Source organism: Candidatus Eremiobacteraceae bacterium (genome assembly GCA_036511855.1).
Taxonomy (GTDB): domain Bacteria; phylum Vulcanimicrobiota; class Vulcanimicrobiia; order Eremiobacterales; family Eremiobacteraceae; genus JABCYQ01.
Genome location: DATCBN010000022.1, coordinates 26,811 through 51,602, shown reverse-complemented (window position 1 = coordinate 51,602; position 24,792 = coordinate 26,811). Strand labels below are relative to the sequence as shown.

Annotated in this window: 25 protein-coding genes; 12 read left to right on the top strand and 13 right to left on the bottom strand. The window is 62.1% G+C overall.

Going from position 1 to position 24,792, the window contains the following annotated elements:
• Nucleotides 1–466 (top strand): ATP-binding protein (locus VII69_03600; GenBank protein ID HEY5094184.1); only part of this gene is annotated, 466 nt, incomplete at its 5' end.
• 4 nt (nt 467–470) lie between these two features.
• Here VII69_03600 and VII69_03595 read toward each other — a convergent pair.
• The 3 genes from VII69_03595 to VII69_03585 are packed head-to-tail and all read right to left on the bottom strand — an operon-like array spanning nt 471 to nt 2,113.
• Nucleotides 471–677, bottom strand: coding sequence for a TOBE domain-containing protein (locus VII69_03595; GenBank protein HEY5094183.1), 207 nt, complete (start codon nt 675–677; stop codon nt 471–473).
• On the bottom strand, nt 655–1,020 hold the full coding sequence (locus VII69_03590; protein HEY5094182.1) for a helix-turn-helix domain-containing protein: 366 nt from the start codon (nt 1,018–1,020) through the stop codon (nt 655–657). Before VII69_03590 ends, VII69_03595 begins: the two co-directional genes overlap by 23 nt.
• Nucleotides 1,010–2,113 carry a hypothetical protein gene (locus VII69_03585; GenBank protein ID HEY5094181.1) on the bottom strand — a complete coding sequence of 368 codons (1,104 nt, stop codon included), beginning with the start codon at nt 2,111–2,113 and terminating at the stop codon, nt 1,010–1,012. The genes VII69_03590 and VII69_03585 overlap by 11 nt, the downstream gene beginning before the upstream one ends.
• A gap of 95 nt (nt 2,114–2,208) precedes the next feature.
• On the opposite strand from VII69_03585, the gene VII69_03580 reads away from it, so the two are divergent.
• The 4 genes from VII69_03580 (at nt 2,209) to VII69_03565 (ending at nt 7,117) form a co-directional block, all read left to right on the top strand.
• Entirely contained in the window at nt 2,209–3,645 is a 1,437-nt protein-coding gene (locus VII69_03580; protein ID HEY5094180.1) for an NAD-dependent malic enzyme, read from the top strand.
• 51 nt (nt 3,646–3,696) lie between these two features.
• On the top strand, nt 3,697–4,713 hold the full coding sequence (locus VII69_03575; GenBank protein HEY5094179.1) for a thiamine pyrophosphate-dependent dehydrogenase E1 component subunit alpha: 1,017 nt from the start codon (nt 3,697–3,699) through the stop codon (nt 4,711–4,713).
• Between the two features lie 106 nt (nt 4,714–4,819).
• Entirely contained in the window at nt 4,820–5,803 is a 984-nt protein-coding gene (locus VII69_03570; GenBank protein ID HEY5094178.1) for an alpha-ketoacid dehydrogenase subunit beta, read from the top strand.
• Between the two features lie 12 nt (nt 5,804–5,815).
• Complete coding sequence (locus tag VII69_03565) at nt 5,816–7,117, top strand: dihydrolipoamide acetyltransferase family protein (protein ID HEY5094177.1); 1,302 nt, start codon at nt 5,816–5,818, stop codon at nt 7,115–7,117.
• A gap of 16 nt (nt 7,118–7,133) precedes the next feature.
• Here VII69_03565 and VII69_03560 read toward each other — a convergent pair whose 3' ends face one another.
• From VII69_03560 to VII69_03545, 4 genes are all read right to left on the bottom strand, one after another.
• The gene (locus VII69_03560; GenBank protein ID HEY5094176.1) at nt 7,134–8,402 is read right to left on the bottom strand and encodes an MFS transporter; all 1,269 of its coding nucleotides are present in this window, start codon (nt 8,400–8,402) and stop codon (nt 7,134–7,136) included.
• A 348-nt stretch (nt 8,403–8,750) separates the two neighbouring features.
• Nucleotides 8,751–10,049 (bottom strand): aspartate aminotransferase family protein, encoded by a 1,299-nt coding sequence (locus tag VII69_03555; protein ID HEY5094175.1) that lies wholly within the window; start codon nt 10,047–10,049, stop codon nt 8,751–8,753.
• A gap of 24 nt (nt 10,050–10,073) precedes the next feature.
• A complete protein-coding gene (locus tag VII69_03550; protein HEY5094174.1) occupies nt 10,074–11,255 on the bottom strand; it encodes an acyl-CoA reductase in 1,182 nt (393 codons plus the stop codon).
• Entirely contained in the window at nt 11,252–12,373 is a 1,122-nt protein-coding gene (locus tag VII69_03545) for a hypothetical protein (protein HEY5094173.1), read from the bottom strand. Before VII69_03545 ends, VII69_03550 begins: the two co-directional genes overlap by 4 nt.
• 59 nt (nt 12,374–12,432) lie before the next feature.
• Here VII69_03545 and VII69_03540 point away from each other — a divergent pair, with 59 nt between their 5' ends.
• The 3 genes from VII69_03540 to VII69_03530 all read left to right on the top strand — a co-directional run bounded on the left by VII69_03540 (nt 12,433) and on the right by VII69_03530 (nt 14,190).
• Entirely contained in the window at nt 12,433–12,837 is a 405-nt protein-coding gene (locus VII69_03540) for a thioesterase family protein (GenBank protein ID HEY5094172.1), read from the top strand.
• On the top strand, nt 12,834–13,475 hold the full coding sequence (locus tag VII69_03535) for an MBL fold metallo-hydrolase (GenBank protein HEY5094171.1): 642 nt from the start codon (nt 12,834–12,836) through the stop codon (nt 13,473–13,475). Before VII69_03540 ends, VII69_03535 begins: the two co-directional genes overlap by 4 nt.
• 301 nt (nt 13,476–13,776) lie before the next feature.
• Nucleotides 13,777–14,190, top strand: a complete 414-nt coding sequence (locus VII69_03530; GenBank protein ID HEY5094170.1) for a hypothetical protein — start codon at nt 13,777–13,779, stop codon at nt 14,188–14,190.
• Nucleotides 14,191–14,280: 90 nt separating this feature from the next.
• Here VII69_03530 and VII69_03525 read toward each other — a convergent pair whose 3' ends face one another.
• The gene (locus VII69_03525; protein HEY5094169.1) at nt 14,281–16,266 is read right to left on the bottom strand and encodes a glycoside hydrolase family 15 protein; all 1,986 of its coding nucleotides are present in this window, start codon (nt 16,264–16,266) and stop codon (nt 14,281–14,283) included.
• Between the two features lie 46 nt (nt 16,267–16,312).
• Nucleotides 16,313–16,705, bottom strand: a complete 393-nt coding sequence (locus VII69_03520) for an STAS domain-containing protein (GenBank protein HEY5094168.1) — start codon at nt 16,703–16,705, stop codon at nt 16,313–16,315.
• 169 nt (nt 16,706–16,874) lie between these two features.
• Between VII69_03520 and VII69_03515 the strand changes: the two genes are divergently transcribed.
• The gene (locus VII69_03515; GenBank protein HEY5094167.1) at nt 16,875–19,460 is read left to right on the top strand and encodes a diguanylate cyclase; all 2,586 of its coding nucleotides are present in this window, start codon (nt 16,875–16,877) and stop codon (nt 19,458–19,460) included.
• Here VII69_03515 and VII69_03510 read toward each other — a convergent pair.
• The 4 genes from VII69_03510 to VII69_03495 form a co-directional block, all read right to left on the bottom strand.
• The gene (locus VII69_03510; GenBank protein ID HEY5094166.1) at nt 19,457–19,636 is read right to left on the bottom strand and encodes a hypothetical protein; all 180 of its coding nucleotides are present in this window, start codon (nt 19,634–19,636) and stop codon (nt 19,457–19,459) included. The two genes, VII69_03515 and VII69_03510, sit on opposite strands and share 4 nt — an antisense overlap.
• Nucleotides 19,636–20,037, bottom strand: coding sequence for an STAS domain-containing protein (locus tag VII69_03505; protein ID HEY5094165.1), 402 nt, complete (start codon nt 20,035–20,037; stop codon nt 19,636–19,638). The genes VII69_03510 and VII69_03505 overlap by 1 nt, the downstream gene beginning before the upstream one ends.
• A 157-nt stretch (nt 20,038–20,194) precedes the next feature.
• The gene (locus VII69_03500) at nt 20,195–20,602 is read right to left on the bottom strand and encodes an iron-sulfur cluster assembly scaffold protein (protein ID HEY5094164.1); all 408 of its coding nucleotides are present in this window, start codon (nt 20,600–20,602) and stop codon (nt 20,195–20,197) included.
• A complete protein-coding gene (locus VII69_03495) occupies nt 20,602–21,249 on the bottom strand; it encodes an ArsR family transcriptional regulator (GenBank protein HEY5094163.1) in 648 nt (215 codons plus the stop codon). The genes VII69_03500 and VII69_03495 overlap by 1 nt, the downstream gene beginning before the upstream one ends.
• 142 nt (nt 21,250–21,391) lie before the next feature.
• On the opposite strand from VII69_03495, the gene sufC reads away from it, so the two are divergent.
• The 3 genes from sufC to sufD are packed head-to-tail and all read left to right on the top strand — an operon-like array spanning nt 21,392 to nt 24,789.
• A complete protein-coding gene (sufC, locus tag VII69_03490) occupies nt 21,392–22,159 on the top strand; it encodes a Fe-S cluster assembly ATPase SufC (protein ID HEY5094162.1) in 768 nt (255 codons plus the stop codon).
• 6 nt (nt 22,160–22,165) lie between these two features.
• On the top strand, nt 22,166–23,578 hold the full coding sequence (sufB, locus tag VII69_03485) for a Fe-S cluster assembly protein SufB (GenBank protein ID HEY5094161.1): 1,413 nt from the start codon (nt 22,166–22,168) through the stop codon (nt 23,576–23,578).
• A gap of 2 nt (nt 23,579–23,580) precedes the next feature.
• The gene (gene sufD, locus VII69_03480; protein HEY5094160.1) at nt 23,581–24,789 is read left to right on the top strand and encodes a Fe-S cluster assembly protein SufD; all 1,209 of its coding nucleotides are present in this window, start codon (nt 23,581–23,583) and stop codon (nt 24,787–24,789) included.
• The last annotated feature ends 3 nt before the right edge of the window (nt 24,790–24,792 follow it).

The window sequence follows — 24,792 nt, the reverse complement described above, 5'->3', positions numbered from 1 at the left end:
GCGCGCCGGGTTGCGCATCGCCCGGCTGTGTCTTTCGGATGTGTTCGACGCCTCGGTGGCGGCCATTGATCTTTCGCCGCGGCACGCGGTGCGGATCGATACTCAGGCGACGGAAATATTTCTTGAGGCCGACCTCGACCGCCTCACGCGGGCGTTCGCGCATCTTATCGGCAACGCCGATCGGTACTGGCCGGGCGACGGCGACATCGTCGTGAACACCGAACTCGACCACGACGGAGTGTCGATCGCGATCGTCGATCGCGGTTCGGGCATAGATGACGCCGTCGTCGGCGATCTCTTTTCGCCCTATCACCACGCGGCGCGCAAACACAATAACGCGAGTCAGGGCCTCGGGCTGGGTTTGAGCCTTAGCAAACGCATCGTTGAAGCCCATGGCGGACGGATATCGGTCGAGCCTACGCCGGGCCGCGGGACCACGGTCCGGGTGTGGTTGCCCCTGGGCTGACCGGTCATTCTTTGGCGAGCATCACCGACGATGACTTAATGACGGCACTGACCGCGTCACCGACGTGAAGATCCATGTCTTCGACGGATTCGCGCGTGATGACGGCGACAAGGCAGTTGTCGCCGCAGCGCATGGTGACTTTCGCGGTGATGCCGTCGACTTCGATGCGCTCTATGACGCCCGGCAATTTATTTCGCGCGCTGAGCTTCATGGTACTCCTTCTTGGGCACCGCGCTGGACGCCACCGCGAATGCGGCGAGAAGTGCTGCGGCGACTTCCGGATGATCGATGTCGGCGCCGAGCAATGAGCGCACGCGATCCAGCCGGTAGCGCACGCTGTTGCGGTGCAGGAACAACTTTTCAGCCGTCTTCGCCACACTTCCGCCGCATGCGTAGTAGCCGCGCAAGGTGTCGAGCAGCCGGCTTGCGCGCTCTTCATCGGCCCGTTCAAGCGGCAGCAATAAGCGGCGGCAGACGCCGGCCGCGACGGCATCCGCGTTTTCCGCGACTGCGCGGAGCACATCGTTGGCGGCGATGCCGTTCTTAGAAAACATTGAACGTCACGAGCGTGCCGTTGGGATCCAGACCGTAGATCCCGGCGCCGTCCGCATGCAGGTTGGTGAGCGGTACCTTGAATGAGGTGCCGATGGGCGGTTTAGTGACGCCGTTGAAAGCGACCAGCGTGACCGCCTGAATGGTGTAGGCGAGCGGATCGGTGCCAACGGCGTCATATCGTGCGATCGAGTACAGTCCTGCGGATGGCGATCCGGTGAAGCCGTAGATATCAACTCCGTTGATGGTCGCATTGCCGATATTCGTGGGCACCGGATTCAGAGTCGGTCCAAGCCCGGTGGTTGGTGGCGACGTCAACTGGATCTCGTGCGTCGTGCCATCTTGATGGAAGAGCAGGAACTGGCTGACCGAACTTCCGATCGATACGACCGCGTCTCTTGGATAAAGCCCCTTGCCGGTTCCCGAGGTGTACGTGTATGAGCCCGTTCCAACGTTGTTGGCAGCGAGATCGAACGCCGACCACGTGACAGTGCCGGCCCCATCGTCTCGTGCGATGAAGAGATGCTGGCCGTCTGCGGCGATGTATCGCGTGCCGCCGGTCGCAAGCGCATCGAAGAACGGAGCAGGGCTTGGCGTACAAACGGTTGGCCCGATCTGACAGCCGTCTACGAGACCGCTGCCGTTCACGAACCACTCCTGGTTGGTGGCCCCGCCGTCGATTGCGACCGCCGCCGGCTGGTATCCCACCGGCAGCGTGTATTGCGACGTCACCCCATCCGATGAGATATCGCCAAGCTCGAACACCGACGCCGACCCCGACGAGCCAGCAAGCAGCGCGCCGAACTGGCCCGGCACGAGCGGATCGAGCGTCACGTCGAAGGGCGTCGCATTGCTCAACCGGAGCGGAATAACGCTGCTCGGCGTCTGCGCAATCTTCGGGGATCCCGAGCTCGGCTTCTCGGCGTGATGGTGAATCGCCGCAATGGCAATGCCTAATCCGAGGAGCGCGAGCACGGTGTAGATCGGCTGGCTCTGTGCGGGGATATTGCTGCCCGTGTCGATCGGCGTGGAACAAGCGCCGAGGTTCACGCACAGCGTGACGACGATGACTGCGAGCGCGAGCGTTCGGCGCAACGAAGATTTCCTCCGGAATCGGGGAATGTGAGGGCTGGCGTTCTAGTCCGCGACGCGCCATTCCCTTTCTGTCCGCACGGGGGACAAGCAGTCACGTGTCACAGCAAATGAAGATCGGTTTTTCGTCCATCGTCCGGATCGAACAGATAACGGCGCTCGGCACCTTTGCCAATGTGGCGCACGCGATAGCGGAAACCGGCGGCCGGATCGGCGCGGTCGACGTCAATCGCGTCGGCAAGAAGACCGTGCTGCGCGATATAAGCATCGACGTGCAGGATGACGATCACCTGCTCGCGGTGGTGGCGGCGTTACGCAACGTGGACGGAGTCCGCGTGATCAACGTCAGCGATCGCACATTTCTTGCGCATTTGGGCGGCAAGATCGAGGTCGTTCCGCGAATGCCGGTCAACAACCGCGAGATCCTCTCGCGTGTTTACACGCCGGGCGTCGCACGAGTGAGTCTCGCCATCGCCGATGACCCAGCGAAGGCTTATGCGCTCACCGTCAAACGAAACATGGTGGCCATCGTCACGGACGGCACCGCGGTGCTCGGGCTCGGCGATGTCGGGCCATACGCGGCGCTCCCCGTGATGGAGGGCAAGGCCATGCTGTTCAAATCGTTCGCCGGCGTCGACGCTTTTCCGATTTGTCTCGACACAAAAGTCGTCGACGAGATCGTTGACACCGTCGTGCGCATCGCGCCGGTCTTCGGCGGCGTGAATCTCGAGGACATCTCGTCGCCGCGCTGCTTTGAGATCGAGCGCAGACTCGACGACCTTCTCGAAATCCCGGTGATGCACGACGATCAGCACGGCACCGCCATCGTGATCCTGGCGGCGCTGCTAAACGCGCTCAAAGTAGTCGGCAAGAAAATGTCGCAAACGCGGATCGTGGTCAACGGCATCGGCGCGGCCGGCGGCGCATGCGCCAAGATCCTCATCTCTGCTGGCGCGGCCGACGTCATCGGCGTCGATCGCGACGGTGCGCTCGTCGCTGGCCGCTCGTATCCCGGCAACGAGATGTGGCAGTGGCTCGCAGACAACGGCAACAAAGACCGGCGCGAGGGATCGCTCTCCGCCGTGCTACCCGGCGCAGACGTCTTCATCGGGTTGTCGCGTCCGGACGTTCTGACCGTTGCGGATCTGAAGACCATGGCCAAAGACCCCATCGTGTTCGCGATGGCCAATCCTTTGCCCGAAATCGCGCCCGATATCGCCGAACCTTACGTGGCGGTGATGGCAACAGGCCGGTCCGACTATCCGAATCAAGTCAACAATCTTCTCGCGTTCCCCGGCGTCTTCCGAGGCGCGCTCGACGCGCGCGCGCGCCGGATCAACGAGCCGATGAAACTTGCGGCGGCCAATGCGATCGCCGCCGTGATCGGGGCGGACGAACTGTCGAACGAATATATCGTACCTAGCGTGTTCGACACGCGCGTTGTCGAAGCAGTCGCCAAGGCGGTCTCCAATGCCGCGTTCGAGTCCGGTGTCGCTCGCAAAACGGTGACGCACGACGACGGAATCGAGATTTAGGCCGAACGCGTCCCAGGAATACGCGGCCGCACGGAACGAACCTCGCTCCTCATGAAGAGCGAACCGAGCGTTCGCGAGACGTTGCCGGAGGGACTCACCCCCGATCGTCTGCGCGATATGTATTATTTCATGATTCTGACGCGGACGTGCGACGATCGCGGATTCGCGCTCAACCGGCAGGGCAAGATACCGTTCGCCGCAACCTGCCAGGGACATGAGGCCATTCAAGTCGCGGCTGCGTTCGCATTGCGGCGCGGCACCGACTGGATCGTCCCTTACTATCGTGACACGTGCATGGCGCTTTCGTTCGGCGTGACGCCGCGCGAGCAACTGATGTGCCTGTTCGCGCGCAAAGCCGACGTGTTTTCGAGCGGCCGCCAATTCCCCAATCATTACAGCGTGCCGGATCGCAACATCGCGAGCATATCGTCCATCATCGCGGCGCATGTGACGCATGCCGTCGGCATGGCGCTCGCGCACAAGATGCGCAAGCAAGATGCGGTCGTGCTGACATCGTTCGGCGAGGGTTCGACCAGCGAAGGCGAATGGCACGAAGCGCTGAACTTCGCCGGCATTCATAAACTGCCGATCGTCTTCTTGTGCGAGAACAACGAGTATGCGATCTCGGTGCCGCAATCCATGCAGATGGCGGTGAAGAACGTCGCCGACCGCGCGGTCGCCTACGGCCTGCCGGGCGTGATCTGCGACGGCACCGATCCGATCGCGTCATACGTCACCGTGCGCGAAGCGGTCGATCGCGCGCGCGCGGGCGGCGGTGCCACGCTCGTCGAGGCAAAATGCTATCGCGCGATGTCGCACACGACCGACGACAATCAGCTCACGTATAGAACGCCGGACGAGATCGAAGCAGTCAAGAAACGCGACCCGGTGCCGCGCTTTGAGGCATGGCTCGCCGATCGCGGCTACCTCGACGAGCCGGCTGCCGCCGAGCTCAAGGCGCGCGCACTTGTTGAAGTCAATGAAGCAACCGATTGGGCCGAAATGCAACCGTCGCCCTCGCCTGAAGACCTGTACACGCACGTCTATGCCGAAGGCCCGCTTTCCTAACGTGTTCTATGTGGCCGATTCCGTTAGGGCCGATTCCGTTAGGGCCGATTCCGTACTAGGGCAAGCATCGCTTGCCCATTGCGTCACGAACGCCTCGAGGATCTAGATGGCAGTCAAAAATCTACTGGAAGCCGTGCGCGAGACATTGCACGATGCGCTCGCGCGAGACGAACGGGTCTTCATCCTCGGCGAAGATGTCGGAGCACGGGGCAACGTCTTCCTCATAACCAAGGATTTTCTCGAGGAGTTCGGCCGCGATCGCATCCTCGACACGCCGCTTGCAGAAGCGTCGATCATCGGAGTGGCCATCGGCGCCGCAATCGCGGGCTTGCGGCCGATCGCCGAGATCCAATTCGCGGATTTCATCTATCCCGCGTACAGCCAAATAGTCGGCGAAGCGGCGAAAATTCGCTACCGCAGCGCGGGCGGCAACACGTGTCCGCTTGTCATCCGGACGCCGTATGGCGGCGGAGTCGGCGGCGCGTTGTCGCACTCGGTGAGCATCGAAGCGTTGTTCTACCACGTGCCGGGCCTGAAGGTGCTCGCGCCGTCCACGCCCGCGGATGCGAAGGGATTGCTCAACGCCGCGATCGAGGACGAAGATCCGGTCCTTTTCCTCGAACACAAGAAGACCTACCGGCTGATAAAGGGCGATGTGCCCGATGGAAGGCACACCGTGCCCATCGGCAAGGCCGATATAGCGCGGCCGGGCCGCGATCTGTCGGTGATCACGTACGGCCTTATGCGGCATTTCGCGGTTCAGGCTGCGGAAGAATTGATCAAGGACGGCATCGACGTCGAAGTTCTCGATCTGCGATCGATCCGCCCGATGGACCGCGAGGCGATTCTCACTACCGCCACCAAAACGCGCAAAGTGCTTATCGTTCACGAGGACAACAAATTCGGCGGCGTCGGCGCGGAGATCTCGGCCATCATCGCCGAGGAAGCGTTGTTCGAACTCGATGCGCCGGTCCGCCGCCTCTGCGGGCCCGACGTGCCGGCGATGGGCTACTCTAAGGTCTACGAAGAAGCATTCATGCCGAGCCCCGAGCGCATCGCTGCGGCGTTGCGCGATCTCGCGGCGTTCTAGAGGGTCGCATCATTGGCAAAAGTCACCATGCCGCAACTCGGTGAGACCGTCACCGAGGGCACAGTCGGACGCTGGCTCAAGAAAACGGGCGAAGCCATCGCCAAATACGAGCCGCTGCTCGAAGTCGAGACCGATAAGGTCGCGTCGGAGATCCCCTCACCGTTCGGCGGTACCGTCGGAGAGATTCTCGTCCAAGAGGGCGAGACCGTGCCGGTGGGCGCCACGGTATGCGAAATCATCGAAGCGGGAACGGCAGCGCCGGCGGCCGCGACAAGTGCTCCGGCCGCAGCAGCGGCAAGCCATGTAGCTTCGGCAGCGCCGAGCGCAAGCTCGCCCGGCAATTCTCGAACGGCCGCGCCGCCCGCGCAGGCTAACGGCGCCCGCTATTCTCCGGCAGTGCGCAAGCTCGCGCGCGAGCATCAACTGGATCTTGGCGGAGTTGCGGGAACTGGGCGCGCCGGCCGCATCACCGCACGAGATGTCGTAAAGGCGGTTGAAAGCGGCGTGGCCACGAGGTTCTCGCCGGCAGCACAAGTAGCGCAAGCAACCGCCGCATCCGCTGGATCGAGCCAAGCCCGGACGGCAGCCCCGCCGTCCGCGGCGCATGCCCCCGTTCTCGCGCACGCCGGCGACGACGACACCATCATCCGCCTCTCGCAGATGCGCAAGACCATCGCTGAGCGCATGACGCAAGCCGCCACCACCATCCCGCACGCGTGGTGCATGATGGAGGCCGACGTCACCGAACTTTCACGCTGGCGCGACCGCGAGAAGGCCGCCTTCAAGGCGCACGAAGGCGTCAATCTCACATACTTGCCCATCGTCGTGCAAGCCGTCTGCCGTGCGTTGAAAGAAAATCCGCTGGTCAACAGCGCGTGGGGCGGCGATCATGTCATCCAACGCAAGCATATCAACGTCGGCATCGCGATCGACGTCGAAGAGGGACTGGTCGTTCCGGTCGTGCGCGACGCGGACCGCTTGAGCCTAGCCGGTCTTGCGCAATCCATCGCCGAACTCGTCGACAAAGCGCGGCGGCGCCGGCTCACCATGCCCGATCTCACCGATGGCACCATCACGGTCGACAACACCGGCGCGCTCGGCAATGTCGCTTCGGTTCCGATTATCAATCCGCCGCAAGCCGCGATCATCACTATGGAAGCAGTCGTGAAGCGTCCCTGGGTGGTCAACGATGCGATCGCGATCCGCTCCATCATGAATCTATGTCTGTGTCTGGATCACCGGGTGCTTGACGGTGCAGTGGCCTCGCGCTTCCTCAGCTCGGTCAAAAAGACGCTGGAGAGCTATCCGCAGTAAATCTTTTCGCCGGGCTTCACGCCAGCGCGCGCACGTCGCTGCGCAACGCGAGTAATGCAGCGGCCGCGACCACCAACGCGCCGCTCACGGCAAACGTCAGCGGCAATGACGTCAGGCTCGCGGTCCATCCGAGAAGGCCCGAACCGAGCGGCATAAAGCCGAGCACCGTCATGGTATAGATGGAGATCACGCGTCCGCGCATTTCGCTCGGCGTGTAGGTCTGGATCAGCGTGTTCGACATGCCCATGAACACCATGATCGATCCGCCGAGCACGATGAGCGCCGTCGAAGCCGCCCACACCGATGAGCTGTAGGAGAACCAGACGAGCGCAGCGCCGGCAAACGCCGCGCTGCCGACCATCAGAGCGCCCCGGCCGCGCGTGATCCCGATGAGCGCCGTGACGAGCGACCCCAGCAGCGCGCCTCCTCCGGCCGCCCCCATCACGATGCCGAGCGCCTGAGGACCGCCGCCGAGAACCACCTTGATGAATGCCGGCAGCAGCTGCAGGTACGGCCGCGCGACAAGCCCCATCAACGACAGCATGCCGAAGATCGCCAACAGCCGCGGCTCCCTTCCGACGTACGCAAATCCATCCATTGCTTCGCCCAACAGGCTTCTCTTTCGTGCGGTGCTCACGGGCGGTTGGGGCGTCATCATCGCGAGAGCGATCAAGACGGCGACGTACGATCCGGCGTTGATGAAAAAGCACGGGGCGATGCCGACCGCCGCGACGACCAAGCCGCCGAGCGCCGGACCGACGAGGGCCGGTCCGTTGAATGCGGCGGAATTAAGCCCTATGGCGCTCATGAGATCGCGCTCGCCGACGAGTTGTGGCAGCATCGCTTGCCGCGTCGGTGCGTCAAACGCGTTCGCGCCCGCCGAAATCGCCGCCATGATCATGACGTGCCAGATCTTCACGGCGTGGATCTCAACGAGAATGCCAAGTACGAGCGCGGACAAGCCCATCAAGACTTGCGTCAGCGTGAGAATCCGGCGCCGGTCGTGGCGGTCGGCGAGCGCGCCGGCGAATCCCGAAAGTGCAAGGACCGGGGCGGCGCGCACGAGGCCGACCATGCCGAGATAGAACGACCCTTCGGCAGCGCTGTTCGACAACTGCACGACGAGCCAGCCCTGCGCGAGCATCTGCATCCACGATCCGGCATTGGACACGAGCAGGCCGAACCAGAGCAGTCGAAATTGGCGGTAGCTGAAGGCGCCAAAGCGCGCGGTGTCGCGAGGCGGCTCTTCATGAACTACGTCGCGAAGGAGGCGGGTTTCGGGCACGACGAGGCTTTACTCCACAGAAACAGCCGAGCCTTTCGGCCCGGCCGTTATCTGATTGGCCGATGGCACTGTCGCCGCGTCATTGAGTGGTGGGTACCGGACCCTCTACTCGCTTAACGTTGGCTTCTCTGGGACGCGATCCCCAGGTCCATCATCCGGCGGGAGCCGGATCCCCAACGGCAGGGGTGCCTTTCCCGAGTCGTTCCGCTCTCTGCGATTGCAATCGCAGCATCCGTTGTGTGCTTCCTGTCTCGGCACCGCGCGGTCGGTGTAAGTGCAGTATAAGCACTAGGTTATAGCCACGCAAGCCGAATGTTCGTTCGTTTTTAAAATAAATTGTGGATAACTTCATTTTAGTGAACTGCTAAGTACACCGATGGCATGACGCAGTTGTTCTTCGGTGATGACGAGCGGTGGAGAAAGAGCGATCACGTCGCTGAGCACGCCGCTCGTGAGAACGAGTACACCGTGCCGAAGCGCCTCCACCGCAGCCCTCGACGCGATCTCGGCGTTCGCGCACTGGATGCCCCACATCATGCCGCGGCCGCGCACTGCTTTGACTTTGTCTGGTGCTTCGCGGCGCAGCTCGCGGAGCAGCTCCTCGATGAGCACCCCAAATGAAGCGGCGCGTTCGACCAGCTTCCGATCGCGGAGCTCCGTGATCGAGGCGAGCGCCGCGGCGCACCCCGTGGGACTGCCGAGGAACGTGCTTGTATGAATGGCTTCGCCGGTCGAGGGCGGCCAGCTATCCATCACGTCGGCGCGGCCGATGCATGCGGAGATCGGGAACCCCGACGCCATGCCCTTCCCGACGCACAGCAGGTCCGCCGCGATCCCGGCATGCTCGCACGCAAACCAGCGGCCTGTCCTGCCAAAGCCGGAATAGACCTCATCCAGGACGAGGAGCGGCCCGTCAGTCCGGCACAGTTCGCGAACCGCCCGCAGCCAGCCAAGCGGGGCGGGACGATCGCCGCCGCGACCTTGGATCGGTTCGACCAGCACCGCACCGATGCCAGGCGACGTGCGGTCGCCGAGGATTAGCTCGATCGCTGCGATGCTCTCCAGCCATGTCGAGTCATCCGGATAGGGCAAGCGCCGCGAAAAGCCGCCCAGTTGCCGGGCGAAAGGCGCGCGAAAATGATCGCGGTCTGTGACCTCGAGCGCCCCATAGGATAGTCCGTGATAAGCGCCCTCAAAGCAGATGACGCCGGGTTTGCCCGTGGCCATCATGGCGGTCTTGAGGGCTGCTTCCACCGCGTCGGCGCCGGTGACGCCGAAATAAACGCGTTTCTCGAACCGTCCAGGAGCGAGCGCGCACAGTTCGTGCGCTAGGACGACCTTTTCTTCCGTGGGATAGACATCACCCATCCCGTGCAGCAGACGGGCGGCTTGGTTCGCGATCGCCGAGATCACTCGCGGATTGCTATGGCCGACTGCCGCGACGGCAAACGCGGCGCATAGGTCGACGTATGTGTTCCCATCCACGTCCTGCAGATTTGCGCCGGCGCCGCTTTTCAAGAATATGGGCGAGTCCGGCCCGACGAAGGTGACATTGCGGCTCTCGACTTGCCTCAGCTCGGCAGACAGGCGGCGGCTCTCCGGCCCCGGGGGCGTCACCACGATTTCCGGCAGATCGCAACCGTTCATACTTGCCTCAAATCGAGCGCCATCTCAGTCGACATCGCCGGTGCGGCGAATGAAGTCGTTGGCCGACGGCAGACCGACAGCTTCTTGCATGCGGCCAAGGTCGACGAGATTGGGCTGATTCTTTTCAACGTCGCCCCGTAGCGCGCGAAAGACGTCGATTTCGATTTCTTCACGATCGCCGGCCGCTATGCCGAGTGCCTCGAATCGCATTGTGAGCACGGGCGGCCGCCCCAGTTCGAGCGGCATAACCACGACGATGCGCCCAAATCCGTGCGTGCGAGGCGGACCCTGCGGCTCGACGACGATGAGATAGTCCGCGCAGCCACCGTTCTCCGGCCCAGAGAGGATCGGCGACAAGCCGTGGCTATTAGCCGGCATCGCGGTGAGGTTCGATCGCCGCAAGACTTCGTTGGCGGCCGCCGCCTCATCGTAGGACGGTTTTATTCGCGGCAACCATAGGCTTGTGCGGTGCAGCGCACCGTCGAGTGCGTGGGCGAAACGCAATGCCCGCGACGCATCGCCGACGACGTAGATGGTCTGCGGTGACATACAGCCGGCTTGATCGAACATGGACACATCGATCGCGGCGCTCTCTGCGGCCGGCAAGAGATCGGCGCCGTGCGTCACGAGTCCCAAGCTATATCGCGTGCCGTAACCCTTGAAGTGCTTCGTCGCCGGCACGCGGCCTCGAATGGAATCGATAGTTTCATCGCTTCCAAACGCGATCACGCCATCGACATCGGCGACGGCATCGGCCTCCGCGGCAAGATCGCCGCCCGGCCAATAGCGCGCTTCGATCGCGCCGGCGAGCGGATATCCGATTTCGTTCCACTGGCGTGCGACGATATCGGCGACGGCGCGTTCCGAGCTTGCGGCCTTAAGAATTGCACTGGCCCCGGTTATCGCGACCGAATAGGCGGCGCATAGCGCCGGGCCGATGACGTTACCAGGTAGGATCACCAGCGCGCGACGAGCATGGTCGCTGCAGTGCTCGAACCAATTGCCAATGAGAATGTTGGGAGTTTCTTCGGCCCGATCACTGAACACTTTGTCGAAGGCACGCTCGATGACTTGCCCCGACCAGAACCCGCCTGCGAGCCGTTCGCGCGCTTCCCGGCGCACCCACGAATACGGGTCGCGCCATTCGCGCACGAAGCGTTCCGTGGCTGCCGCCCGGATCTCGCCGATGGGCGAAAGCGTCGTCATGTCGCAAGTCCGCGAAGGTTCGCATCGGCCGCGATGCTGCAGCCTTTCGGCGGCGCGCCGGGATGTCGGCCGACGACCTCGATGCCGCCGTCGCGTTCGCGCGCAAGATCGCCCGTGAGGACCGCGGCCACCGAACCGCGATTGCTCATGTCGAAGATCTGAAGGAGCCCGGTCTCGCCGGATGCGAGGGGCGAAGTGGTTACCGGATCGACGATGACGGTGCGAGTCCAATGCGGTCCGATTTTGACGTGGCGTCGCGGATTGCGGCCCGCGGAGACATCGGCGATATTCGCATCATACCATTGGCTGCCCAATTCGCACATGCCGTACTCTGAGAGACAATGCTCCGGCGGCACGCCGAGAAGCTCGTCGAACGACGCATACAGCTCTTCGCGCGTGATTTCGCGCGACTTTCCTTTGAAACCGCCCGTCTCCACCACGCGGCTTCCCGCAGCGAGGGAGAAACGCGTGCGTGTCGCGCGGCATTGCTCTGCGAGATGGACGAAGGAAAATGCCGTGCCAAAGACCACGCGTGGTTGTTTCACCGAGAGCGCGGCGCGAAGTCCCCCGAAGTCCAACGCGCCCGCTCGCACGTAAAATCCGCCGCCTGCAGCACCGAAGCGCAGATCGATCGCGGAAAGCATGTACGAGAGTGAAGAGGTGGGCGCATCGGAGAACGCCGGCGCGAGGAACACGTGCGGCAGAGCTGGGACATCGGGCAGCACGAGAGCGCGATACTGCGCGGCCAGCGCCGCGTCGTAGAGTTCAGCAGCATCGAGCTCGTGGCGCGATGCGCGTGCGCCGCCGGTCGTGGTGCCGCTGGAGACAAAGGTGAGTGCGTTGCGGTCGGGCGCAAAGCACGCGAGGCGTGCGTCACCAAAAGACGCCGCGGCTACCGCGGGGACGTCACGCCACGACGACGCGCGCGATGGATCGCTGCCCATACGCTCGCAGAATCGCCGGTATGGAGCGTTGCGCTCGAACTGATACGCGTATATATCGACCGCGAGGCGGTCGAAAGCGGCATCATCGCCGGAAGCATCCATAAGCGCGAGGATCCGCGCGTCCAGCGCCCGGCCGGCGTCGTCGCGGTTATCGCGGATGGTTGTCGTCTTCATCGTAGCCGGCATAGACTTGCACGGGGGCCGTGGCGCACCTTTCGCGAAGGCGCGACGTCATGCACCGTCTTCAACCCGGCATGCGATCGTCGCACACTTATCGCGCCGATGCCGAGCGGCTCGCCGACCACTACGGCAATCCCGGTGTTCGCGTTCTTGCGACGCCGCATCTCGTCAGTCTTCTTGAGACAGAATGTCTTTCGTGCGTGAGTGGCGGGCTCGATCCAGGCCAATCCACGGTGGGCACGCGCGTCGATGTGCGGCATCTCGCCGCCACGCCGGAGGGCATGTCGTTCACCATCACCGCCGAGCTCGCGGAAATCGACCGCCGGCGGTTGGTCTTCAACGTCGAAGCACGCGACGACACCGAAATAATCATGTCGGGAACGCACGAGCGGTTCATCGTGGAGACTGCGCCGTTTCTCGCCAAGGCGTCTGCAAAGCGTTCGGGCGCAACATCATGATCGTCGAGCATTTTCCGGTCGGCATGTTGCAGTGCAATTGCGTCATCCTTGGAGACGAGAAGACGAAACGCGCCGTGGTCGTCGATCCCGGCGACGATGTCAGCCGCATCGAAGCCGCGCTCGCCAAACACGGCCTGACTGTCGCTGCGATCGTCGCGACGCACGCGCACATCGATCACGTCGGCGGCATGGCAGATTTGAAGCAGATCACCGGCGCGAAGGCGATGCTGCACGAAGAGGATCTGGAATTATATCGTGAACTCGAGGTTCAAGCCCGTTGGCTTGGTGTCGCGACGCCGCCGATAGCGGACATCGACGCTTTTCTCAAAGACGGCGGCAGAGTCGAGTTCGGTGCTTCGGGTCTCGACGTGCTACACACCCCCGGCCATTCACCGGGAAGCGTGACGTTCGTCGGCCCAGGCTCCGCTCCACTCATCCTATCCGGCGACACGCTGTTTGCGGGGAGCATCGGCCGCACCGATCTGTGGGGCGGATCGTACGACACCATCATCGCTTCCATTCGCTCACAGCTTCTCACGATGCCGGATGAATGTGCGGTGATCTGCGGTCACGGGCCGATGACGACGATTGGTCGCGAGCGCGCGGAGAATCCGTTCCTGACGAAAGGTTTAGATTGAAAGCTGCGGCTCGGTGTTAACGCGGAGTTGGAGGAGGGGTGAACGACGGAGCGGCCGCGCCGCGAGGCCGTTTGCGGCTATAGCGACTGCCTTCGGTTTGCAAATGGATAACGCGATTTGAGTCCATCGTTTCAACGCCGCAGGCGGCGCACGTCTCGTCGCTCACTTCGAGGCTGCACGCACACCGCGTGCAATAGTAGAATATCTTCGTCATAAGGATCCTCGCACTCACTCGCTCGTCAATAGGACAACCGGGAGACGCGAGCGTTACACGGACGCCGAACAGTAAGGACAAATAGTGATGGCAGAACGCATCGGAAATGCGGTGCCCGCTCCCATGCGATTCGAACTTGGCCAAGCGCCGGTGCGTGGAGAGACGGCCAGAGCAGTGTTGCTCGTCACAGTCTGCGCAGACGGTGCACCGCGCGTGGCGGTCCTCTCGCCCGCCGAAATCAAAGTGGTCGGCGACAAGGTGCTTCATATAGAAGTGCGCGCCGGATCGACGACCGCCGCAAACCTCGAACGCAAGTCGAAGGCTTTGGTGTGGTGCGTGCTCGACGCGGCCGCATATTCGGTGTCTGGGACGTGCTCGACATCGACCGTGTCTCGCGACGATCCCAGCCGCGTGGCCTTCGAACTCGCGGTGCAAGACGTCTATCGCGATTTCGAACCTGAATCGCCGATGATCGCGCCGCCGACATACCGCGTGCCGTAATCTTATTTCGTCTGTAGGAGGGCAAGCAGCGCTTGCCCAAAAAAAATGGGTGAGCGATGCTCACCCTCCTACAATAGAACCGACAGAGTGTTAACCCTCCAGCTCGTTCCATTTGGCGACGTATTCGCTGACGGCCAAGCAATACGTGCCATGGCTCCAGGTGAGCGGCGAGACCGAGAGCGCCGCGCCGGTATACGGATGCGCCTGTTCGGCTAGCACGCCGCTTGGCAACGCGCACGTCAGTGGCCACTTGAGCAAGTCGCGGGCGCGCGCGAGATCGTTCCGGGTCTTAGCCACGGCGATGTCGTACTGCGCGAGCCACAGCGTGCAGATGAACCACGGGTTGCCCGGCACCTCGTTCGTGTCGTCGGTCACGCGCTGGTACCAGTCGTGTTCGTAGCGGGCGCAACCGCCGATGTGCGTCTTCACCCACAGCCGTTCGCGAACCGCGTTGATCGTCGCAGCGACCTGTGGGTCGTCGGGCGCGAACATCCCGAAATACCATAACCCCATCATGCTGCTCTCGATGGTCTCATCGCGGACGATCTCGCCGTCGTCATCGACGTTGATCATGCGCGAAAAACGGTTGTTCTCCGGCGACCAGAGGTACCGAAGCGCAGCGGCTTTGATCTCGGTCGCGGCGGTCTCGGACGTCACGGCGAGCGGTTCGTCGCCGAAGAGCCGGGCCAATCGGGCAGCTGCGTGAAGCCCGGCCCAGACGGTCGATGTGGTGAACGCGGTAATGCCATGGCGTTCTTCCCAAAGATCCCACGATGCTCTGGGAAGACCGGTGTGCGGTTCGCGGTACGTCGCCATGAAATGCGCCGGGTTCACGATAAGGCGGCGATAGACCGAGCGAAGGAAATCGACGTCGCGAAAATGCTTATAGTGCTCCCATAACGCGCACAAGACGAGCGCGGTCTCGTCCTCCTGAATGGGAAGCTGCGGCCGCTCGAGCGTGTCAAGCCACGGATGCCACGAAGACGCGAGCGATCCACCCGGATTATATTTGTGCAGCAGGTAGCCTTCGGGCGGCATGGCCTGAGCGCAGAACTCGAAAAAACGCGCCGCCGGCACGCTGTAGCCGGCATGGATGAGCGCGGTGGCGACGAGCGCACCGTCGCGCGGCCAGACGTACGAGTAGGTATCGCGCGATTGGCGCAGGATATCGGAGTCGTTCGCCGCCACGATCGCACCCCGCTCGTCGACTTGCGTCTGGATGATCAACAGGCTGCGTTTGTAGAGGTCGACGAGATCCGTCGAAAGGTCGGCGAAATCCGGCTCTTCCTTGTTGACCCACAGGCGCCAATAGTCTTCAGTCCGCGACAAAAACCATGAGGGACCCCGCAGGCGAACGACGTCGTCGAGCGTGGAGACGTCCTGCCACGTCTTGCCGAGCGCAAGCCAATGATGGAACACCGCATTGCCGCCGGACTCGATATCCGGTGCGTGAAGCGCGATCGTGCCGTCCACTGAGCCCTGCGCGATCGCATTGCGCTCGAGCACGCCGTCTTCGGCATCGCGCCACGTGCCTTCGGCGCCGTTCACCTCTTTGACGCCGGTCGCCCATGAATCGATTCCAGCTGAGACGCCGGGTCCTTCGCCGACCTGACCGTTCATGAGGAAGTAACGTCTGCGCTTGTAAGCGACCAGCGCGCGGACGTCGGGGCGATAGGCGAACGTATCGCCGATGCCGTTGCCTTCGATATGGAGATCGTAATGGAAGAACAGCCTCGCGGCGCGCGGGCGGTCGGCGAGATTGTGGACGGCGATGCGCCTGATCATGATGTCGCGTTCCCGGTCGACCGCATCACGGCATTCGACCCGGACCTGGAGTTGGTCGTGCTCGAGCGTCACGTCGGTGGCGATCGTCTCGTGCGCGTAGCCGATCGACCTGCGCCAAGCGTCATCGGAAAACCACGCGAAGTCGCCGTCGATCCATAGACCGGTGCGGCAAACGTCTCCTGGACTGTGATTTTCGGCGCCGACGTATGGGAAGTAGATGTCGCGGAGCTGGTACCGGTTGTCAAACGTGACGAGCATCCGGCCGTTGCCGATGGGGATGTCGCGAGGCATGGACTTAAGGTTTAGCGGCGCGTGAGCGCCGCTCCCGCCTCAGATCTTACGCCGCTGCCGGCGCGAACGCAGCGATTGCAGCGCCGACGGAAGGGTGAACTTTGAACACGCGTGTCAGTGCGGTCTTTTCGAGCATCTGCAACACTCGGCCGCCGGTCGCGACGAGGCGAACGCTGCCGCCGATCTCTCGAACCGCCCGCAATGCACAGACAAGCGAACCGAGTCCGGCAGAATCGATCATCGCGACGTTCGTGAGATCGATCACCGCGAGCGCCCGGCCATCCGAAATCATTCGAGTGAAGTCCGACTTGATGACTGCTGCAGCACGAGTATCGAGCGCGGCGTCGACGCGGATGATCTCAACATCATCACGTTCGACGTCGCGGGCCGCGGCCTTGGCGCGGACGAGCGCCGAATAATACTTATCACGCTTATGCATTTATCACTACCATGCCAATACGACAGTATCCAAGCGGTGGCGTTACGGAATTTGCATATACGGGACAAGCTGTGACCCAGCGCATCCTGCGGCGCCCGCGGCCGACTTGCCGATACCTATTAATAGGGCGCGTCACGCGCCACCCTCTGCGCCTGCCCGAAAGTTCATCTTGGAAGTCCGCCCGCCGTCGCAACCATCGCAGGATCAGAGCGAGAACTCCGATATGTTCGCGATTGCCGGAGCATTTGCAGAGCTGCGCGGCTCGGATGCGCTTGGCAAAGCGCATGAGATTCTCGCGCGCCACGGAGTGCGCCGCTTCGCTGTGGCCACGGTGGACGGCGACGCACAATCGCCGGTGCGCTACCGCTACAATCGCGATCTCGGACGCTCCGAACCGGAAGCCCTGGATCCCGGCACCCTCGCGGCCGCGCTCGCGGCGCACGAACCGGCTGTATTGGCGTCCGTTTCGTCTCTGCGCCGAGCCGGCGGACCGGCCCCATCGGCGCCGCTCCACACGATGGTCTGCCCCATTCATGCCGCCGGTGCGCGAGTCGGTTTTTGCGTGGCTCAAGGCGAGAGGCGGTTCGAACCTCAGGATCTTGCGCTGCTGGAATCCGCCGCCGTGCTCGCGGGGCATCAGTCGCTGTTGGCAGACGAAAGCGGCAGGTTGGAGGAGCGCGCGCGTGCGCTGCGACTGCTGCTCGAGACGGCGCGCGTCTTGTCCAGCGAATTCGACATCGCCACTCTCTTCCGAAAATTCCACGGCCAGATCGCCCGCGTCATGGACGCGACCACTTTCCTTGCGGCATTGCTCAGCGAAGACGGCAGCCGTCTCGAATTGCGCTACGCGGCCGAACTCGATCAATCGACGACGGAGATGATCGTCATTCCGCCCACCTCGCTGTCGAGCGTCGTCGTTCGCACGGGCAAAGCCGTGATCAACCGGCATCCTGAAGATTGGGATCAGTACCCGACTATCGACATCCTCGAAGGTCCGGCGCCATGTTCCGCTCTCTTCGTGCCGATCAAGCTCGGCGAACGCGTGCTCGGCGTATTCAGCGTGCAGAGCCATCGCGCCGAAGCGTACGATCAGTCGCACTGCGATCTTCTGACGGCTGTCTCCGAGCAGGCGGCAGTCGCGGTCGAAAACGCGCGCAATCTCTATGCGAGCACGCAGCGAGCGGCCGACCTCAACCTCTTGGTGGAAGTGGCCAACGCCGTGTCTTCGGAGCTCGATCTGCAACGCGTCTTCGCGCAGATCCACGGTCAGGTCAAGCGCGTGATCGACGCGCCGCTCTTCTTCGCCGCGCTCGAAACGAGTGAGCGCGATTCCGTACGGCTCGAATATCTCGTGGAAGGCGAAAAAGTCTTCGAGCCTCAGTTGTTTCCCACCGAGGGCACTATCGTGGGGATGGTCTTCGAATCGGGTAGAGGCGTGCTCGTGCAAGACGCGGTCGAGCGCGACCGTCTGACGCGACAAACCATCGGTCAGGGACCCGTCACCGTCCAATCGATCGTGGCCGCACCGATGGCGATCGGCGGACGGACGATCGGGGTTCTATCGGTGCAGTCGTACGAGAAGAATGCGTACAGCGATCGGCACCTCAAACTGCTCTCGGCGATAGCCGAGCAATCCGCCGGCGCAGTCCAGAACGCGCGGCTGTACGAGCAGGCGCGTGATTTGGCCGACCACGATCCGCTCACCGGCCTGCTGCACCACCGCGCCATTCAAGAGCGAGTGGCAATCGAACTGAAACGCGCCCAACGCGAAAGCACTCCCGTCGCGCTCGTCATGCTTGATGTCGACAATTTCAAAAGCTTCAACGACACATACGGGCATCCGGTGGGCGACCGTGTGCTGCGCCAGGTGGCGGAATCTTTGCGACGCGTCGCGCGCGAGAGCGACACCGTCGGCCGCTACGGCGGCGACGAGTTCTGCGCGATATTGCCGGGCGCCGACCGCGCTGCGGCAAGCGCGTTCGTGCATCGTTTGGGCCAGGATATCGCGCGCGAGCCATTCCGCTTCGAAGGGCGCAGACCGGTGCCGATCGCGTTGTCGGCCGGCTTTGCGATATTCCCCGAAGACGGCGACCGCCGGGAAGCGCTCTTGGTGGCCGCGGACGATGCCTTGTACGCCGGAAAGCGCGGCGACCATTCGCTACCGGGCGGCGCGACCGCTTCGACCGCCGGTCTGATCGGCGAATTCTCGCCGTTTGAGGCGCTGATCGTCGCCGTCGCAAACCGGAGTGGTTACGCGCGCGCGCATCAGCGCTCCGTCAATCAGCTGACCGCTCGATGGACGAAAAACGAACAGAACTCACCCCAAGAACGGACGCTGCTGTTGCTCGCGTCGGTGCTGCTCGATGCAGGCGAATTGGCCGTGCCGAGCGCCATCATGAGAAAACCCGGACCGCTAGAAGACGAAGAAATCGCGATAATGCGCCGCCATCCTGAACTCGGATACGAGTTGATCCGGCCTGCAGGCGGCTTCGAAGAGCTCGCCGAGGTCGTGCGCTGCCATCACGAACGATTCGACGGAACGGGCTACCCGCGCGGATTGCGCGGCGATGCGATCCCGCGCGATGCGCGCATCATGTCGGTGGTGGACGCATATTCGGCGATGACGGGCGAGCGGCCATATAGGCGGGCGCGACCGGAAGCCGAGGCGATCGCCGAACTAAAAGCAAACGCCGGATCGCAATTCGATCCGGCGGTCGTCGAGAAGTTCGTGAAGATGTTGGAGAGCGCCGGCTAACTGGCCGGAGCGTTCACACTCGCAGGAGTGATCTTGACGATGGCGAGTGCGAATTTTCCGCCTAGGTCGCGGCGCACGAGAAAGCCGTCGGCTGTCTTGTCAAAGAGAAAGTAGCCTTCCCTGCGGGCTTCTTCGAGCGATTCAAAGACGCGAATTCCATGCATAGGGGTTGCCATCAGCTCGCGAGCTCTCCGCGTTCGAAAGCGGAGAGAAGCGCGCGCGCATCTTCGATGCGCTTCACGACGGGCACGAGACGAGTGACGCCCGCGACTTCAAACAGGCGGCGTACGGTTGGGTTTGTGCAGACGACCGTTGTGGCGCCGCCCGCTTCCTCGACTTTGCGCACCGCGGCGATGAGCGAGCCGAAGCCCGACGAATCGACAGCTTCGATCGACGACATGTCGATGACGCACTCGCGATTGCCGCGCTCGAGCCAGCGCGTCATCGATCGCGCGAACCGCTTCGAAGTGGACGCGTCCAGCCGCGCGCCGACGACGATGACGTCGTCGGCGAAATCGCGGCGGCCGTGCGCGATGGCCGTGGTTCTGGGTCTGGTGATCGTTGAGGCGTTCTTCATATTCCTTGACTTCAGTCTGGGCGATGCGTCTATACGATATACGACGCAGCCCCGCTAATGGTTCTCTTCTATGAGTACCATTGTCGTCCTGAATTGTTACGATATCGTGAGAATATAAGGCGAATTGACTAATAACGCAAAGTTAATCTTCTAAGCTCTAATTAATCTTTGCGAAGTGCTCCGCTGCGCTGACCGGTTTGATGGCCTTACGGTAGTTGCCGATGGCGACGTGCAGCGCCTCGAGAACTCGTTCCGGATAATCTTTCTTTCGTTCCGGGAAGCCGCCCAGAAAACTTTCAATCTCGGCCGGTACGATGGCCGCAGCCTCGTCCACAGTCTTGCCCTTGACCAGCGTCGTGAGAATCGCGCACGTCGCGACACCGAAGCCGCAACCGGTGGTGAAATACGAAATGTCTTGAATACGTTGGTCGGCATCGATCTTGAGGTAGAAAGTGTACATATCACCACAGGAATCGGAGAAATACTCGCCGGTCGCAGTGGGATTCTCCATCTGCGCGAAGCCGAAGCGGGTTGTGACGAGTTCCTGGAACTTCGGGAAATCCATTAAATACCTCCGGCGGAGCCGGATTCCACCGGCAATAGAAATTCACATGCGTCGTCGCCGCGAGCGATCGACGTGCGCTGTTGCGGTCTGACCGGAAGCGCTTGTTCCAGCAGCGTGTGCACGACGGTGCATACTTGGGGATGTGCGACCGCGGTCTCTTTAAACGGGCAGTTGTGCTCGCGGAGCACGAAACCCTCAGCCTCTTGTTCGACATCGGCCATAACGCCCTGTTCACCGAGGATCTTGACCACTTCGGTCATGCGTCCGGCGGTGTCCTTACCTTCGAAGCGATGCGCGTTCTTTCGGGCCGAGCGCGCTCCGATATTGCGGAACAAGGAGGCGACCGCGTCGGGACCACCGCCGCGGCGTACTTCGTTCAGTACCGCGTTCAGTAGAACGTCGTAGCGCTGCGGGAACAGCCGATCGCCATCCGCCGTAAGGGCGTAGACGAGGCTCGGCTTGGTGGGGCCGCGGCGCGATGACGTCTCGGTTACGAGCGCGTCGCGTTCGAGGCGCGAAAGATGCTGGCGAACGGCGTTCGGGGTGAGGCCGTGTTCGGTAGAGAGTTCGATCACGGTCATAGGACCGCGTTTGAGCGACTCGACGATTCGTCCGCGTGTGGTCTGGAAAAAGCTAGCTTCTCTCATGGCTTCAAAGGTATTATAGTCCAAAGTCGCCAAGATTATCAACATAAATATTGACTATCTAGCATGCTCTGCCTACAATGAGGTTGAGCATCAATCATTTTCTGTCCCGTTTTGAGAGACGACTGTCACTTCGAGAGGAACCATGGCCGACGTAATCCTTGAGCTTCGCGACCTTCACGTCTCCGTGGGCGACACCGAGATCATCCGGGGCGTCGATCTGACTATCGAACGCGGCACCGTGCATGCGCTCATGGGACCAAATGGATCTGGCAAGAGCACGCTTTCGTTCGCCCTTATGGGGCATCCGAAATACACGGTGACCAAGGGCGACATTCTCTTTCAGGGCAAAAGCATCTTGGAAATGGCGCCGGACGAGCGTTCGCTCGCGGGCATGTTCTTGTGTTTCCAATATCCGTCGGCGGTGCCGGGCGTCAGCGTCGCGAATTTTCTGCGCAATTGCCTGATGGCTCGCCGAAAAGGCGCTGCGCCGCTCACACCCATCGAGTTCAAGAAATTGCTCGACGACGGCTGCGCGCGGCTGAAGATGGATCCGGCCACCCTGCGGCGTTACGTCAACGACGGTTTCTCGGGCGGCGAGAAAAAGCGCCTGGAAATGCTGCAGGCGCTCGTCCTGCAGCCAACGCTGTCCATTCTCGACGAGACCGACTCCGGTTTGGACATCGACGCACTCCGGATTATCGCCGAGGGCATCGAAGCCCAGCGCGCGCCGGAGCGCTCCGTGCTGCTCATCACGCATTATCAGCGCGTCCTCAACTACGTGAGGCCCGATGTGGTGCACGTCCTCGTCAAGGGCAAGATCATCAAAGAAGGCGGACCGGAACTCGCGCACGAGCTCGAGGCAGCCGGCTACGATCCTCTCATCAAAGAACTCGAACCGGCGGAGGCTTAACAAGTCATGGCTCTCAAGCACGATGAACTCGTCGACCAAGATTACAAGTACGGATTTCGCGACGACGATGTCAAGTACACGTTCAAGTCGCGCAAAGGCATCGATCACGACATCGTCGAGCAGATCGCGAAGATAAAAGACGAGCCGCAATGGATGCGCGATCAGCGCCACCGCGCACTCGACATCTTTTTCGCCAAGCCGCTGCCGCCGTGGGCGAACGTCGAGCTGCTCGAGCAGATCGACTTCGCGGACATTTTCTATTACATGCGCGCTTCCGACGTCGAGGGCGTGACCTGGGACGAAGTGCCCGAAGAGATCAAGAGAACGTTCGACCGTTTGGGCGTGCCCGAGGCCGAGCGCAAATTCCTCGGCGGCGTCACGGCGCAGTACGACTCCGAAGTGGTGTATCACAGCATCCGCAAGGACCTCGAAGCACAGGGCGTCATCTTCACCGATATGGGCACGGGCTTGCGCGAGTACGAAGCCACGGTTAAGAAGTATTTCGGATCTGTCATCCCGGCCGCGGACAACAAGTTCGCCGCGCTCAATTCTGCGGTCTGGTCCGGCGGCTCGTTCGTCTGGGTGCCGGCTGGCGTGCACGTCTCCGTTCCGGTTCAAGCGTACTTCCGCATCAACGCCGAGAACATGGGTCAGTTCGAGCGCACGCTTATCATCGCCGAGCCCGGCTCCTTCGTCCATTACATCGAAGGATGCACGGCGCCGAAATATTCGAGCAATTCTCTACATTCCGCCGTGGTGGAGCTCATCGCCATGGAAGGCGCGCACATCCGCTACACCACGATCCAGAACTGGTATAAGAATATCTACAACCTCGTGACCAAGCGCGCGGTGGCGTACAAGAACGCACACGTCGAATGGGTCGACGGCAACATCGGCTCTAAGCTCACCATGAAGTATCCGGCCGTCTATCTGATGGGTGAAGGCGCACGGGGCGAAGTCCTGTCGATCGCATACGCCAATTCGGGCATGCACCAAGACGCCGGCTCGAAGATGGTGCACGCGGCGCCGAACACCACGTCTATTATCACGAGCAAATCGGTCAGCAAGGGCGGCGGTCAGACCACCTATCGCGGGTTGGTCAAGGTGTACGAAGGCTGCGACGGCGTGAAGTCCAACGTGCGCTGCGATGCGCTGCTCATGGATGCCGAATCGCGCTCGTACACATATCCTACCATGGAGATCGACGCCAAGAACGTGCGCATCGAGCACGAGGCCACCGTGTCCAAGGTCGGCGAGGAGCAACTGTTCTACGTGATGAGCCGCGGCCTCACCGAGGTCGAAGCCACCACGATGATCGTCAATGGCTTCTTCGAACCGTTCGTCAAAGAGCTGCCGATGGAATATGCGGTCGAACTGAACCGTTTGATCGCGCTTGAAATGGAAGGGTCTGTCGGATAGGCATGGCCACCGAGACCCTCGGCGAATATTTGCCCGATCGCGCGAGCATCGAGGCGCTGTCGAAGCATCAGTCACTAGAACCTCACGACGTGCTCGAGGCTCGCCTGAACGCGTTTGAGAAGTATCTCGCCTTGCCGATGCCCGGCGAGCGCACCGAAGGCTGGCGCCGGACGAACTTCGGCGGCATCGATCTTTCGCCGGTCTCTCCCGATCGCGCGGTGTGCGCATTTACGGTCGCGCCTTCGGATTCCGGGCGCGGTTTTGTGGTCGACATCCTCGAAGAGAGCGTTGCCCGTGGCGCCACAAGCGCCCTAAATACGGATACCGGCCTCTCGATTTCAAAGTTCTCCGCGCTCGCGCAGGCACTGTGGATCTCGGGCGGGAGCATCCATATCCCAGCCGGAGTCGAAATGACCGCGCCGATCATCGTCGATTGGAAATCGGGCTCGTATCCTCGCTTAGATATTTATATCGGCAAAGGTGCGCGCGCATCCGTTCTCGAGATGAGCTCGCTGCCGGGTAGGTTGACCACGGGGATCGTGGACATCCATGTCGACGACGATGCGCACCTCACGTACGTCCACGCGCAGAATGCGCCGCGCGATGCGGTGGTCTTCTCTCATCAGCGAGCCAAGCTCGGCCGTAACGCCAAGCTCATCACGTTGAACTTCGCCATCGGCGGCAAACTTTCGCGCGCCGACGTCGAGGTGAATCTCGCCGGCCAAGGAGCCGAGAGCGATATGCTCGGCCTCGTCTTCGGCGAAGGCGATCAGCAATTCGCGTTTCAAACGCTGCAGGGCCATCACGCGCCGGACACGCGCAGTGATCTGCTCTACAAGAGCGCGCTGGACGATCAGTCGCACTCAAGCTATACCGGCGTGATCGAGATCGGTCACGATGCGCCGCGAAGCGAGGCGTATCAGGCCAACCGGAATCTGCTGTTGTCCGACGGAGCCCGCGCCGACACCGAACCGAAGTTGGCGATTCTCATCGACGATGTTACGCGCTGCACCCACGGCGCCACGGTCGGGCCGATCGACGAAGAACAGCTATTCTATTTGCGCAGCCGGGGAATCGATCCACAAGCGGCCACGAAGATCATCGCCGAGGGATTTTTCCAGGATGTCTTCGCGAAGGTCGGCGACGAACGCCTGACCGCATCGCTTCAAGAGCTGATCGCACCACATATCGGCCGTCTCGGGGCGCAATAGGGG